At 33.9% G+C, this 13,606-nt stretch carries 10 protein-coding genes and 2 pseudogenes; 1 reads left to right on the forward strand and 11 read right to left on the reverse strand.

What is annotated here, in order from left to right:
* Nucleotides 1–15: 15 nt before the first annotated feature.
* Complete coding sequence (locus I2E70_RS09130; RefSeq protein ID WP_023919378.1) at nt 16–1,257, reverse strand: hypothetical protein; 1,242 nt, start codon at nt 1,255–1,257, stop codon at nt 16–18.
* Between the two features lie 92 nt (nt 1,258–1,349).
* On the opposite strand from I2E70_RS09130, the gene I2E70_RS09135 reads away from it, so the two are divergent.
* On the forward strand, nt 1,350–2,249 hold the full coding sequence (locus I2E70_RS09135; RefSeq protein ID WP_023919380.1) for a tyrosine-type recombinase/integrase: 900 nt from the start codon (nt 1,350–1,352) through the stop codon (nt 2,247–2,249).
* A 906-nt stretch (nt 2,250–3,155) separates the two neighbouring features.
* Here I2E70_RS09135 and I2E70_RS09140 read toward each other — a convergent pair.
* From I2E70_RS09140 to I2E70_RS09185, 10 genes and pseudogenes are all read right to left on the reverse strand, one after another.
* A complete protein-coding gene (locus tag I2E70_RS09140; RefSeq protein ID WP_023919382.1) occupies nt 3,156–3,812 on the reverse strand; it encodes an ABC transporter ATP-binding protein in 657 nt (218 codons plus the stop codon).
* A 4-nt stretch (nt 3,813–3,816) separates the two neighbouring features.
* Nucleotides 3,817–6,018: an ABC transporter permease gene (locus tag I2E70_RS09145; protein WP_023919384.1), complete on the reverse strand. Its 2,202-nt coding sequence runs from the start codon at nt 6,016–6,018 to the stop codon at nt 3,817–3,819.
* A 6-nt stretch (nt 6,019–6,024) separates the two neighbouring features.
* Nucleotides 6,025–6,318 (reverse strand): hypothetical protein, encoded by a 294-nt coding sequence (locus tag I2E70_RS09150; RefSeq protein WP_023919386.1) that lies wholly within the window; start codon nt 6,316–6,318, stop codon nt 6,025–6,027.
* Between the two features lie 145 nt (nt 6,319–6,463).
* Complete coding sequence (locus I2E70_RS09155) at nt 6,464–6,601, reverse strand: hypothetical protein (protein WP_155167719.1); 138 nt, start codon at nt 6,599–6,601, stop codon at nt 6,464–6,466.
* A 202-nt stretch (nt 6,602–6,803) separates the two neighbouring features.
* Nucleotides 6,804–7,676, reverse strand: a complete 873-nt coding sequence (locus I2E70_RS09160; protein ID WP_023919388.1) for a helix-turn-helix domain-containing protein — start codon at nt 7,674–7,676, stop codon at nt 6,804–6,806.
* Between the two features lie 92 nt (nt 7,677–7,768).
* A pseudogene (locus I2E70_RS09165) lies at nt 7,769–7,920 on the reverse strand (IS630 family transposase); the annotation flags it as partial.
* 176 nt (nt 7,921–8,096) lie between these two features.
* Nucleotides 8,097–9,638 (reverse strand): ATP-binding cassette domain-containing protein, encoded by a 1,542-nt coding sequence (locus tag I2E70_RS09170; protein WP_023919391.1) that lies wholly within the window; start codon nt 9,636–9,638, stop codon nt 8,097–8,099.
* Nucleotides 9,631–10,830, reverse strand: coding sequence for a radical SAM protein (locus tag I2E70_RS09175; RefSeq protein ID WP_023919393.1), 1,200 nt, complete (start codon nt 10,828–10,830; stop codon nt 9,631–9,633). Before I2E70_RS09175 ends, I2E70_RS09170 begins: the two co-directional genes overlap by 8 nt.
* 243 nt (nt 10,831–11,073) lie before the next feature.
* Nucleotides 11,074–11,934, reverse strand: coding sequence for an Rgg/GadR/MutR family transcriptional regulator (locus tag I2E70_RS09180; RefSeq protein ID WP_023919397.1), 861 nt, complete (start codon nt 11,932–11,934; stop codon nt 11,074–11,076).
* A gap of 469 nt (nt 11,935–12,403) precedes the next feature.
* Nucleotides 12,404–13,340: pseudogene (locus I2E70_RS09185) on the reverse strand (IS30 family transposase).
* Nucleotides 13,341–13,606: the final 266 nt, after the last annotated feature.

Raw genomic sequence — 13,606 nt, forward strand, 5'->3', positions numbered from 1 at the left:
AGTGAGCAAAATTGCTCATTTCCCTTTAATTATTTTTAGAGTTTCATGATAATCATGCTTTAGCTCTTTACGACCTGAGCTTACCGTCTCTTCTTGCCTTTTTGTAACAGGCTTAAATTCAATAATTGATTCATCAGTACCAAATGCAATTAGGGTCAAATCTTTAATGTTTTCATTATACCAAGTATTGTCAAGATCAGTTTCTTCTCGTTTGAGAAATTGTAATTCTGTTAAGCAAGTTTTAGCAAAATGAACAGCAGAGTAGTAATACTCTTTTATTGATTCAATATCTTTTGATATACAATATTGTTTTAACAAAAGTGCACAGTAGTTTCTAGCACAATAAAGATTCCCACTTTCAAAGTTTGAGCCATTTTTGTAATATCTTCTAGCTTGTTCTAAAAATTTGCATTCTTTAGTTAGGCCAAATATTTGTTTATTTATTGCTGCAACAATACCCAGTAAGTTTTCGTTTGTCGATGTAGCTAAATCTATGTTCTCATTAACGTATGATAAGGTTAAAAGCAAATTTTCTAGGGACAAATCTTTTTTATAGCTACATAATAGATATTGAGAAAGTATATCTTCATCAAAGGATAAGTTTAAAACTTGAAGGTACTGATTTTCGGCTTCTTTAAACAGCATATTTTCCTTCAAATTTTCAGCTTTTTCAATCATTGTCCTTATAGATGCTCCTGCTACATGTACATTTTTATCTAATTGAACTAATGGTTTAATCTTATACAAATTGAAATCAAATACAGGACTATCAATATAATCGGTATTGGATTCTAGGCAAGAAATTAATATATCTTCTAATTCATCTTGCAGAGATTTTCTATAGTTTTCATCCGATACTATTTTCTTTCTATGATATCTTAATTGAGGATTCATTGAAATATCAAAAAATGGGTATTTGCTAATAGTTAGTTCTTCACAAAGTATAATTGTAGATTTTGGCCTCATTGCATGCCGAAGTCCCAACTCATAAATTGCATTTTGATTTAAAGTGCTTATATCAGCAATCACAATATCAGCTAAAAAAATAGATGTTATGAAGTTTTTATTAATAGCTAATGAAGTTGGAACTTCATCTCCTCGATATGCTTGTGTGGAGTAGACTGATTTTAAATGATTTCGAGATAATACAGGCTTTATAAACTTAAAATAAACATCGTCTAAATTCAGTTTGACTAAAGTTCCAGGAATTTTTTTAACCCCATATCCCATGACTACAAAGCATGTTTTATTACTCATCAATCATTCTCCTACCGATAACTATTTATTATCACTATACAAAGCATTCAAATAAGTATATAATAGCATGATTATTGATAAAGGAGTTATTCATGGATTATAAACATATTTCTACTTTCTTAGACTACTGCAAAACCCATAGACGCTTGAGTTCACATACGATTCGAGCTTACAAAAATGATCTTTTGCAATTTTACAATTCAAATTACAGCAGTGTGGAAACCTATGTTGAACATTTGACGAAATCCAATATTAAATCTAATACATTACGTCGCAAAATTGCTAGTTTGAAGGTGTTTTACAGCTACTTAAAATATCATAATTTAGTTGATGAGAATCCTTTTAATCAATTACGTTATCAATTTAGAACGGAAAAAATATTACCTAAAACGATTCCTTATGATATTTTGAAAAGTATTTTTTTACATCTAGAACAGAAAATTACCTATTCAAAAACTAAATATCAAAAACAAAAAGCTGAAAGAAATTTGCTAATCATTTCCCTATTGCTTTCAACTGGTATTAGGATTTCCGAACTTTGTCATATTCATCTTAAAAATATTAATCTTTCAAATAGGACTCTCCATATTATGGGAAAAGGTAAGAAAGAACGTATCCTATTTTTAGGAGATCAAATAACATTTAGCTTACTAGAAACATATATAAATAACTACTGTTTTCAACCCAGTAACTACCTATTCTCTGGAAAATATTCTTTCAAACCATTGTCAGAGCAAAGTGTACGTTTAATTCTAAATACCCTTGTTAAACAACATAACTTAACTACACCTATTACCCCCCATATGTTTAGACATAGTTTCGCAACAATGCTTCTAGATAGTGATGTAGATATTCGATACATTCAACAAATTCTTGGACATAGTTCTATCTCAGTCACACAAATCTATACTCATGTATCTCAGTCAAAGCAAAAAGAAATTCTAACTCTGTGTAATCCCATTGCTTCGATTCATTCACAGTCAAAAAAATAGGGCTACCTTCATAGAGGTAACCCTATCCTGAATAGTCAAGTCCAGTATCGTCACGGGCTTTGCCGTTATAGACAAAGGGATTCCCTGTTGTGTCTGTACTTGCCTTGCTTGCCCCATAGAGATGATATCGACTGATCCTTGGCTCATTGTCAACTGTAGTGGGTTGATATAAAGTTACAATCTGGAGAGGACTAAATCGGTTCTCTCCTTTTTAATGTTCAAAGTGATGAGAATTATTCCTATAACCGTCAATTTCTTGTAAACCTTTTCATTTTTTTGTATAATATATTTGAAAAAGGGTGACATAAAGTAGTAATACCCAATTTGTAAAATTAATAAGATGCGCAAGTTTTAATTAATTTGGGCATTTTTGATTACTCCAAAGGGCTGCCATCCGATATTGACTTCATTGACATGAAGGTGTTCATTATACTAAAAAAGCAAAGACGAGGTAATTACTTCGTCTTTGCTTTTTTACGATTTTCCACTATACATATAGTAGAATACTTTTCCTGATAAAATTCTTTTTCTTATATTTTAGTGAACTCCATGCTGAATCACTGAGTCAAACAAGTTCTAAAATCTTGAAATTCTAAAAAATGCCACGTAACCTCATCGTCATCTAAGACTGTCACAGTCTCGCCTTTAAAACAATGTGGGATAGGGACAGTTTTCTTTTGAAATGGATGTAAAACAACCATATCTTCTAATTTATTGTTGAAAATTATATGCAGACAAAGGATGTCATCAATATGATTTTCAACCACTAGATAAGTTTATAACTCTAGATGATTGTACAAACTTGGCGGTTGTGTCATATAGTATTCAAAATTTTTCATCCTTAAACTTCCACTTCCTTCATTGTTCTATAGACTAAAATGATTATCTCAGTTGTAAGTGAGTAGACTAATTTACAAAAGCTGATTTCAACGAGACAATTCGATCACATTGTTTCGCATGGTCTAAATTATGTGTGACGATTAGAATTGTTTTTCCAAACTGATCTCTCAACGACCGAATTAAGTCAAATGATTTTTGAGCCATATCAGGATCCAATGAACCTGTTGGTTCATCTGCCAAGATGATATCACCTGGTTTTAGAATAGCTCTCACGATGGCGATTCTCTGCTGCTCACCTCCAGATAATTCATTGACCTTGCTATCTAGTCTATTTTCCAAACCAACAAACCGCAAGGTTTCTTTAATCTTTTTCTCCTTCTCTTCCTTAGAGAAATTAGTAAAGTTCATAGCAAGCATGAGATTATCTTTTACACTGGATGTAGAGATGAGTGCATTTGATTGAAATAGATAGTTGATAACATTCTTTCGATAGTTAACCGCAGAACGCGAATTCACTTTTGGTAAGATCTTCCCGTTGATTAAAATCTTACCACTATCAATATTATCCAAAAGGCCAATCATATTAAGTAACGTAGATTTTCCAGAACCAGATGGCCCTACTAAAGCTACAAATTCATTTTCCTCAACATCAAAACTTAAGTCTTTTAAAATCTCACGTGACCCAAATTTTTTTGACACACTTTGTACGGAAATCATAGACATTAAATCACCCCTTAAACGATTGTATGAGACTTTCTACTTCTTTACGGAATAGATTGAAGTAAAGAAGTAATAATTGGAAAGCAAATGTAACTAGTGTTAAAACTATTCCCAACTTAGAACCTAGTAAGATAGAAACAAGTAGTTCTATCGCAGAAACACCAACGACAAGAGAAAGAACACCGCTATACCTCTTCCAAGGAGAAAAGCCCATGAAGTATTGTACATACAGTTTTTCTTCGAAAAGCAAGCGATAAATCAAGACAAAACTCCAAAAGATAGCCATCATAGTAAAGACAATAATAGCAATGATACTTCCAAATAGGTAGAAAGTATAGCCGAGATCTTTCTGAAGTCCATTGATATAATTCTTAACCGTTGTAAATTTCAGTGCATTGTCTGATAAATCAGGGAACTCATTTTCTAAAATTGATTTTACCTGATTCATTGTTTCCTTATCACGAACTTTCAAAATTCCGTCATATCCACTCACAGATAGGTTTGCTGATTCCATGAAGTACAAGTTTTCAGGAGCTGCTACAAAAATAACAGGTTCTTCACTAGTTACACCTCGATCGATTGATCTTGACCAAGTAAAAATGGACTTAGATGGCTGATAGGTTCTAAATAAAAATCTTGGATTTTCTGTAAACTTAGTCCCTATATCCCCTGGTTTTACTCGAACAACTTCTTGTAAATAAGCCTTCATGGTTTCAACATCCGCTGAACCTAGAGTATCAGGAATAAGGTACAATCTGGCACCATTACGTATTTCGGATAATTCTTCATTACTTAACTCAACTCCTAGTTCAGATAAGTAATTATAAGAATAGGTTAAATACCAAAATGGTTTTTTAGGAACATTTTGATACGTACCATAGATTGTATCAAGGTATTCTTGCCCGAGATATTCTCCCTGAGCAATATAAACACCTGGAATCTCTGAAATTCGTTGGTAAAAGTGATACATGCTGCTTTCTAATGAATTTGTATTACCAGAGTAGGTTCCTATATCATCCCCTTCTACAAAATCCGAAATAACATACATATTTTCGACACTTTTCCACTCCCTAGCTACTTTGACATTATCAATGAACTGATTCATTGGCGCATCTAAGGAATGACTAACTGCTATTAATAAACCAGCTACTAAAGTATAGAATAACAAACTGGTTGCCATTAATGGTTTCATTGGTAACCGTTTATGAATTGCAGCTAATGGAGAAACCAAATAAACAACAATACTTGGAATAATTAATGTTAGCAATAGTAACAAGATTGAAAGACTTGTACCCGCAAAGACTAACACAAATGATGATAATCCAAAACTAGCCCAACCTGACAAAAACCAAGTTGCTAGTGCGGAAACAGGTGCAATATAAATAGAAAACAGAAGAGAATCCTTGAAGAGGGCAGACCACAACTCCTTCCTATCCCATCCAAGTAGTATCAATGTCCCAAAATGTTTAAAGGATTGTAAAACACATATTAGGAAAAGAACAAGAAGAACCATAGCATTTACTGCAATACTAGCAGCTAAAACGATTGGCACAATTCCCTCAACAGTATTACTGCCAAAACTCTCTCTAATCAAGTCTTCAACAGAAATCCCAGTAATGGATGAGAGATTTGATAAAAACGTTTCTCTTGAGAGGTTGTCCTGAAGACCATTGATATGATATATCCCGTTTATTGTATTTGTTTCTTGAAAAATATGGTCTAACCGATTAATAACAACAGGGGTTGTAAATAACAAGCTCGGTAATTCATAGAGCATATTATCAGTTCCCTTATCAAGTCCAATAGTCAAGTTATTGTCACTATGGGATAATAAATCTGAAATTTGTTGGCGTGATAAAATTATTTTACCACCGTTTGTAAAATCTGAAAAACCTTCAGGATTGCCAAGAACATCTAAATATATTCTATTTATTGAACCATCCCTACTACTATTTGTAGTACGTTTCGTCCAAATAGACAAGTCACTTTGTTCCAAAAAGTATTGGTATACACTTTGCGACTGTTCTTCAGATAATCTTTGAAGATAAACTGTAACTGTCCTAGAATTACGGTTATAACTTTGCCATGCCTCCTCATACTGAACACCTGTAAAAAAAATTGCCATCAGAGCAAGTAGTACGCTCTGAATGGCAATCAAAAACAGGATTAAGTACTTCATTTTACCTAATAACATGTTTTTGTATGTCATAGGCGCTTACCTACAATTCCAGTAACATTGTGCTGTACCACTTCCAATATATCTAGATGCACGTGCTTCAATTCCTGGCCGTTTCCAACCTGAGAAACCTCCGTTAGCACTTGCTGCGTGTTCATACACACCAGATTGAACGTGTGAGTAACTCCAAAGTCCTACTGTACGACCATAGTTCCAATAAACGGCAGAACCTTTATAATAAACTGTTGCGGCAGAAGCGATTGAACCACCTGCACCAGCTAGGGTAAGAGCAAGTAACGATGTTGAAATAATCTTCTTAATTCTTTTCTTCATAACATAGTCTCCATTTCATTTTTGACTAAAACTAACAATTACAACTCTTTTTTAGTAACTTATGACAACTTAGTACATTGGCAACTATCCTTTCTTTGAACTGGTAATACTACCAGCTTATTCATAAAATTTTACAATTCATATTTTAAAATTTTACAGAATATAATTCTCCAGGATCAAAGCCTAAAGGGGCGGGAGCGGGATTTATCGATGGTTTACCAACAATAACTAATAAACCCGCTAATAAAACTGCGACAACAAACTTTTTAGTTGCTTTCTTCATATCTTGCAACCCCTTTCATATTCCTTGATTGTATTCTATCACGCAGAAATTATTTGTCAATTGTATTTATAAAGATTTTTTTATTTTATTTTTTTATTATGAATATGTTTATTTTAACCGTAGAAATAACTCGTTTCATAAGAGATGTTATAATAAATGCATATAAAAAACAACACAGTAAAGACTGAGTTGTCTATAACAATTATGCTGGGAATGTTTCATTGATAAAACGCTCAAGGTCTAAAGCCATCTTATCATTTCCCTCTAGCAGGTATGCACGCTGCGCTGTTACAAAGTACTGTTTAACGGCATCTTTATGGGCAAAACCTTCACTAACATTCCCAAGTAAACAGTAAAGATTAGCTAAACAGTAGAAACTATTATTTTTGAGACAAATACCAATCGTTTCAAAAGTCTCACTTATCGCTCTCTCTGTTTGCTGGTTTAACCATAGATACCGACAAAAGTTATACCGACATTTAATCAGAATTTCAAGTTCATCAATTGTCCGAACCTTAACACTCTTAAAAAGATTGGTCATGCGATTATAGACTTCTTCAAATTTTGAGAGTTCATCCGTCTGAAAGTAAAAGTGTAATAAACTATTTGAGATATTCAAATATTCCCAATCATATTCGCTATATTTTGACAAAATAGCTTCTAATTTTTTGATCGCTTCATTCTGTTTAAGGTCATGGTTAAACAACACAATAGCCTCTATCCACTGAAGGTATAACTGATCGGAGAGAGGGAGTTTTACTGTCTTCGCAGCTTCTAACTCATAGATATATTTTAGTGAATCATAATCTCGTAAGTCTAAGAATTTCTTAGATACAGCACGAAATTGAGTCAAAAACTCCGATTCGACATGGATATCCTCGTCAAAAAAGTAGTCCATTGATACATTTAGCTTTTTTGCAAGGGCATATATTAAGTCTGAGCCAGGACTATAGTCTGCATCTCGCTCAATTTTACTGATTTGGGCCTGTTCACAGATACCAGCAGCCAATTCAACCTGAGACAAATTCAGTTCTTTTCTCCGACTACGCATTCGGCTCGCCAATAGTTTCCCCATATGGCCACCTCTATTCTATGTAATATTTATCTTTATATCACAAATTATAACATTATGACTTTTATTTTTCAATTATTCATACTCACCTAAAATCAAAAACTAATCCAACTTCTATGAACAATAGTACTGTCCAATGCAAGCTCCTAATCACTTCTTGCAACTTATCAATGACTTCATTGAGAGTTTTAAACATCTTGTTCTTGAACCCTCGCTTCCGAATCTCTGCCCAGACTTGCTCAAGAGGTAAATTCTTATCCCCAAATTCATGGAATTTCATATTTCAACTCCTTACTGTAGGACTTTCACTAGCTACATCCCTAGTTTGATGTTATTGTACTGATATTTTTAGACAGAGTTTTTATTATCCAACCTACAAAAAAGAGAGAACTTGCCACTCCTTTCTGAAACCTATACCTCCACCTATTTCTCCAGTTTTATCACCTTATCATAGCGCTTCAAGTCCTCTTCACTATAGTGATGAATCACTTCTACGAGTGTTTGAGGGAGCGAGAAGAGAAGTTGACTGATTTTCTCTTGATTTTTAAGGTCCAGATTGGCTTTGACTTCATCAGCTAGGATAAATTGGCGATTGTGATAGAGAGCACGTGCAATTTCTAACCGCTGCTTCTCACCGCCCGACAGAGTCTGGTTACTAGGGGTTTTGCTTTGAAGAGCTTTCAAACCAGTTTGTCGCAGGATTTCATCCATCTTTACGGAATCCAGTTCTTGTCCCAAAGCAATATTTTCCTCTAGGCTCAAACCATCAAAGATATGACTAGACTGGAGAATGTAGGCTCCTGCCTGATAAAGTTCATCCGAGGTTAGCTCTTGCCCATGGTAGCGAATCCGACCATGACTGGGCTTAATTTCACCATAAATTAGGTTCAGTAAGGTGGTTTTCCCAGACCCACTTTCTCCGATAATAGCAATCTTTTCGCCTTCCTCAATAGTTAGGTCACAAGGGGCTAGAATTTCTTGACCATCACGCACTACACTTACTTGCTTTAACTGGATAGGAAAGACAGAACCTTCGAGAACAGAAGGCATTTCAAAGCCCACTCCCAGCAATTTTTGATATTTATCACAGAGAGACTTAGCTGATTTTCTAGTATTGATAAAATAAGACAACTCCTGAAATTGATAGCCAATATTATACGATACTAGGTAAATCCCTACAAAGCTGGCTGCAGATAGGTAGTTATAATAGGTCATGAAACCACCAATGACAATAGGCGCGACCGAGCAAAAAGCATCAATTCCATTGATAAAGAGACTATTTATTGTCCGTTGCTTCTCATAGGCGATTTCTTCCTTTAGAGTCTTATGCAAATCTTTAGAAAACAATTTGAAAAACAAACTTTGCCCCCGATAATACCGTATGGAACGAGCACCTGCGATCATATTGGTTGCTTGAGAGACATAGACTTGGTTCGCTAGGGACTTCTCCTTCGTAATTTCATCCAAACGTTTAGAGCCAATTCCACTACAAAGAGTAGGTATCGAATAAAAAACGATAAAGAGCAAGCCAAGATAAAAATTAGTCCAAAGAGCATAACAGATAGAGACGGTTGTAAATCCCAAAGAAGAAATGATAATAACAGTCGACTCAATATAATTATCTTCTAGCTGTTTTACATCATTTTCCAAGTCTGACAAAACTTCCTCATCCGCAATCCGACGACTATATAAGAAAGTCTGAAAGATATCCTTCTTAATACCCAACTTGAAGTCTGTCAGTACTCGTGCATAGTAATAACGTTTCCCCGCCAAACCCAGCAAGAGAATCAAATTTCCAATAATCCCCCAAACCAAGACTTGCCATAGCAAATGCAACTGGTGATTGGTAAAACTAGAGACAATATACTGAATCAAAGCTGGTGTAATGATAGCCTCCAGCCAAGTAATCATAATCGCTACAAAATAGAAGAATAAGTGCTTCTTGGTTACATAAGATCTAAGCATAACGTATAAACCTCCTGAAATTATTTACCAACTTAGATAGTCGCTCTTTATCTCTAGAAAGGTATATAATTTGTTGTATGCAGTATTCCATAAGTTCTGGCTTGTGGCATTCTATGAATTCTCCATTCTCGTTAATGACAGTGGAATAACCATCAATTACATTGGCAACACATTCTATACACATACCTCTACACCAGCAATCTTTACACTTAGAAAAATTATCCTTATTATTAAATGTTTCAACATTTGGACTATTATGACTCCCCCAGAATCTAAAGCACAACTTCTTACTTCCATCTACGTCAAAAGTAATTGTATTGGAAGGATCAATATCATCGCAGAAAGTATGGTTTGTACTCTTGTAAATCATAGATATTAAAACATCGTATAAGATTGGGCTAATAAATGCTTTCTCATTACAATCAATTACATTCTGAATAGATGTATCTATAAAAGTTTTTCTTTCCGATAAACTTTTTTCCATTTCTTTAACAATAAGTACTTTATTTTTACTGAAGACATCATTAACATTAAAATGAACATCCATCTCAGTAAAATATTTGAAAATAGCTTCTCTACTAATACCATTTTTTTGATGAATACGAGTATACGTTGATGCAATTTCGAAATTATCATAATCAATACTTTTTAAATACTTAATGAATCTCAGAGTCTTTCTGTGACTTCCTTTTCCCCTTAACCTATCATGAACAACCTCTGGTCCATCTAAACTAATTGTTAAAAATGGATGAAATTTATTTAACATATGCTTTACTCGATGATTCAAAACAGTACCATTAGTAACAGTCTCAACTTTTAATATATTTAAAAATTTAGATAATTTCTCAATAAAATATACAAACAACTCAATATTTAAAAAAGGCTCTCCTCCAAAAAGTATTAATCGATTAATTTGTTTTATTCCCTTACTTACAATTTCCTGAATTATCTTATCAGCAGTATCAAAATCCATTACTCGATTGTCCATGCCATAGTTTCCACCATCAGCATAACAGTACGAACACGATAGATTACAGCTATTTGAAATATTTATTACAACTTTCTTCAAGATTCCATCATCAAGATTATCCAAAGTATTAGACGTATTTTTATATTCAGGTGAAGAAGACAAAGTAAAAGAAATGGAATCAAAATAATATGTACCAAAATCAGTATCAATTTTTTTAATCATAGCAATCCTCATTAATGAAAACAGAGATGGGGAAATTTTTCCCCACCTCGGAAGAAACTATCGACCGCCACCACAAGAATGACTTGGTCCACAGTTATTATTAACAACATAACCTTGATCAAACTCTAAAAGATCTTCAAGGTTAATAACTTGTAGTTCTTCCATTATTTTCACCTCCTATGTTTTATATAGATATCATATTACCATTTTAGGAGCGCTATAAAAAATTCCCTTATACACAATTTATTCTAAATCGTTCAACACTTGTTCTAAATGATGTTCAAACGTACATGCTAACTGTTGACTATTTACTAATTTCATTGTTGCGATACATTTTCTCATCTCAATTAAAGCATATTGATTATGAGTTTTCTTTAAATCGTACAAATTTTTCGCATAATGAAACACTAGTTTTTCATAAATTTCAGTTTCTGAGAAGTTACAAAATTTTAGTTGTTTTTCAAAATAAAGAGCATCTATTAGCTCGTTTCGTTCAATACATGTTATATAGGCATTTAACAACATGGTCGATAGTAAACGACGATTATTTGGAATATCTCTATAAAATTCAGAGCGATGGCACATTTCTTTTGATAAAACCATCATAGTTTCATGATTTAAAACATCTAATGTATTCATAAACAACAACAATTCATAACACCCCCAGTATTCTACAGAAAATAAGTACTCACTGATAAAACTAATATCTTGATCTGTCACATAGATCTTTCCTGATAAGTCCTGTAAACGAATCTTAACCAAAATCGTATTTAGCTCATAAAAAGGGCCTTTCTTCTTTTTATTTTCCAACAAACTAATCAGTAAATTTTCCATACCAACGATATCTCGCTTTGCTACTAATAAACGAATTTTCTCTAACAATTCATTAAAGTCATCTCTATGAAAATCGCGCGCTGCGTATATAAATTCTTCAATTGGCATATTAATTGCTTCAAGTGCTAAAATGAATTTTGTAATAGTTAAGTCAGCTTCTTCATGCTCAAACCTTGACAGGTGAGAACTTGATACTCCACATTTAGAAACATCTTTTAGTGACAGTCCTCTTGATTCTCTAAATTTTTTAAAAATTTTTCCGTATTTCATTTAAAGTACCTCTTAAATTGTGTATAAGGGAATTTATTACAATATCTTGAATAACATTATATCATAGGAGAAAAAGAAAAGAGGTTGCTATTATGAATAAAAAATTATTTTTTTACTTATCTTTAGTAATACTTGGAGGAATCATAGTTATAGGAGTTGGATAATTTCACTCTCTTATAAAAAGAGGCTGGGACAAAAGTCCTAGCCTCTCAATTGTCTTTGGATTGTCAGCAATACGTAGTGGTTGAGTGGGCTCTACTACGCTGATTTCATCAGCTTTTACAGCCCTACTCAACTGTGCGGAGGTGGGACGATGAAATCGAATTCTAACGAATTACCGATTTCTGTCCCACTCTCTTTTTATAGTGTTTGACGTGCAAATAAATTAACCTAACGAAAACTATCTTTTTAAAATCAATTATTTTAAGGGTCTTTTTTATATGATAAATTGCAAGAATAAGTGCAACATTTACTTGAACTCATCCTCTAGAGCTTCACAAGCAGTTCTGTAAGCTAAACATTTTCGTGGTCGGTGATTGATATCAAATAAAGCCTTGTTCAAATCCTCATCAGAGATAACGGCTAAATCTGTTTTCTTTGGGAAATATTCTCTTAGTAAGCCATTTGCGTTTTCATTGCTTCCTCTCTGCCAGGAAGAATAGGCGTCCGCAAAGAAAAAGGGAATTCCTAAGTTCTCCACCAGAGGATAGCAGGCAAACTCTTTTCCCCCTGTCTGAAGTGAAGGTTTTAAGAGCCTCTTTTGGAAATAGCCTACAAAGTTGTTCGATAGCTGAAAACATGGCTTGGGCTGTTCTATCTGGTATCTTGAAAGCTAAGTAAAAACGAGTTTTTCGCTCTAGAAAGGTCGCTAAACAGCCCTTACTTTTGCCTCTGGAAGACACCACAGTATCGAGCTCCCAGTGGCCAAAAGTCTCACGATTCCTGACCTCTTTAGGACGTTTGGCAATCGACGTGCCAATCCTAAATGCCCCACGTGTTTCTTTGGGCTGTCGACTTTTTCCCTTTCGGCGCAGGACGCTTAAATCCAGATCAATCAAACCAGCATAGAGCCAGTTATAGATGGTTTTAAAAGCTACCATTGGCTTTTGTTCAAGCTGATAGCGACCACAAATCTGTTCAGGTGACCAAGAGGCTTTTAACCCCTTCTCAATTTCCTTTTTCAACTTTGGTGTCAAACAAGACTTCCGACCCTTTTGCTTAGCCCTGTGGTCGTACTGTTCCTGTGCTAAGACGGCGTAGTAACCATTTTGGCATCGTCTTAACTCTCTTGAAATGGTAGACTTATGAAAGTCAAGTTTACTTGCAATTTGGCAAGATTTTAAACCTAAATCCAAGTAAGTTTCTATCTTTATTCGGTCGGTTATGGTAAGATGGGAGTAGCTCATAGTTTTTCCTCGGGTTCTGTTTGTGCGGTTACTTACAGTTTACACCAATGAAACGCTATGAGTTTTTTTGTTGCACTATATTTTACAATTTATCATTTGATAAAATCTCAATAAAAAAGACTTAGAATCATGTTAACAATAACATTAATTCCAAATCCTTTTATTATTTATCTTCTAACTATATTTAAGATAGATACTTAAATTATATTACTGTTTTTCAAAAGTTCCGTCTGCTACACGAAAATCACTGTTAACAGTTTCAATTG

The sequence above is a fragment of the Streptococcus parasanguinis genome (genome assembly GCF_015556095.1).
In the GTDB taxonomy this organism is placed as follows: domain Bacteria; phylum Bacillota; class Bacilli; order Lactobacillales; family Streptococcaceae; genus Streptococcus; species Streptococcus parasanguinis_Q.